We start from the raw sequence: 1,528 nt of genomic DNA, 5'->3' as shown, positions 1-1,528 counted from the left end.
TAAGAAGCTATTTAAGAAGTTAAAGCGTTTTGTTAAGCGGTATTGGCGGCCAATCTTATCCATTGCTGTGGGGGTTATACTACCAGGATCAACTTTATTGCAAGGTTTCGGGGTAATTGGTAAAGGTGCTATTACAGGGTTTGTATCAGGCGGTATTGCTACGGGTAGTTTACGAGGAGCCGCTATTGGGGGTATTACCGGAGGTATGCTGGGAGGGGTTCATAATAAATTTGATATATTGGCTAAAAAAGCAGGGCTTGCTGGGCAAGAAGCTATTCGTTTTGGTTCAAATGCTTCTTTAACAACAAAGAAGTTATTGGCACATGGTTTTACAGGAGGGATAAACAGTTTGGCAAACGGAGGCAGATTTGAACATGGGTTTTCGAGTATGGGTTTATCACAAGCAGGATCATTAGTCGGTTTATATGATACCGGCCATGTTTTTGGTGGCAATACTGGGAACTATGTGGGCGCCAGTTTAGTTGGAGGACTGGGTTCTGTTGCTGTGGGTGGTAAGTTTGCTTATGGTGCTGTTCAGGCGATTTGGGGACATTATTTGAATGATCGGGCTACTAATCTTAGACGGGCTAATGCTGTAAGAAAAGCGAATTTACCTGATGGAATTGAACCCACATTGGCTGGCTTTGCAGAAACAACAGGTTATGCTGCAACTGTTTCTACTATAATCCCTGGGCTTCAACCTGTTGCTTTCCCATTATCCATGATTTCTATCGGAAGCGGTGCTTTAGATCTAATGTTTAATTATTTTAATGGTATTTCAGATTATGCATTACAATTGCAATCTGCTCAACTTGCAGTGGATGCCGCATCTGATTTTGCTGGAAATGCGACTATAAATGCATTAGGTTGGACACCTGCTGGTAGAGTTGTTTCAGGTTCGTTAGATGTCATGAACCATACTGTTGATTATTTATCTAAATAATAAGAGATTCCATGATGGCTAAACTAGATAGAAGAAAAAATTTGGTTAGCCTAGCAAGCACTAATTCCTCGGTATATGCTGTTTGGGTGTGGGTTCCGGGTTTTATTGTAGTCTTTAATCATTTAATAATTGCGTTTTTCTTTTCACTCTTAATCCTTATAGATTGGAAACAACAAAAAATTTTCTTTAACAAAGAAAGCCATAGAACTGTTTTTATGAATACATGGTTTTATAGCTCATTTATTATTTCAATCTCACTCGGTTTTATCATGAACAGTATCAATCAAAGTGAAGTTGAATGGGATTATATTCTTTGGGTAACATTGTTCGGGGTGTTTTTTTTCATTTCATCTTTATGCATTGTACTTTATGGCTTCAAAAATCCAGAGGTTTTCATTAAACCCAAACATTTGAGAGAGAGAGAGTAAGCTAGGACACCAAAGTAAGCTAGGACACCCACATTTTCGACACATCTTGATCATTAACCAAAACCTCCACAAAAAGAAGTATTGACTTCAATCTCTCTCACCTTTAGAATAACTGTTTATTTAATCAGACTGTTCAAATAAACAATGACTGAAGCAA

At 38.2% G+C, this 1,528-nt stretch carries 1 protein-coding gene and 1 pseudogene; both read left to right on the top strand.

Going from position 1 to position 1,528, the window contains the following annotated elements; genetic code table 11:
• Positions 1-943, top strand: a pseudogene (locus Q0983_RS09725) (hypothetical protein); the annotation flags it as partial.
• A gap of 11 nt (positions 944-954) precedes the next feature.
• The gene (locus Q0983_RS09720; protein ID WP_299552044.1) at positions 955-1,371 is read left to right on the top strand and encodes a hypothetical protein; all 417 of its coding nucleotides are present in this window, start codon (positions 955-957) and stop codon (positions 1,369-1,371) included.
• Positions 1,372-1,528 lie beyond the last annotated feature (157 nt).

Origin of the sequence: Seonamhaeicola sp., assembly GCF_028281565.1 — a bacterium.
Lineage (GTDB): Bacteria > Bacteroidota > Bacteroidia > Flavobacteriales > Flavobacteriaceae > Seonamhaeicola.
This window is presented reverse-complemented; position numbering and strand designations above follow the sequence as displayed.

What these genes read in the sequence shown, in the direction of transcription:
- Q0983_RS09720 (WP_299552044.1), top strand. Translation starts at nt 955, where the DNA reads ATGATGGCTAAACTAGATAGAAGAAAAAATTTGGTTAGCCTAGCAAGC.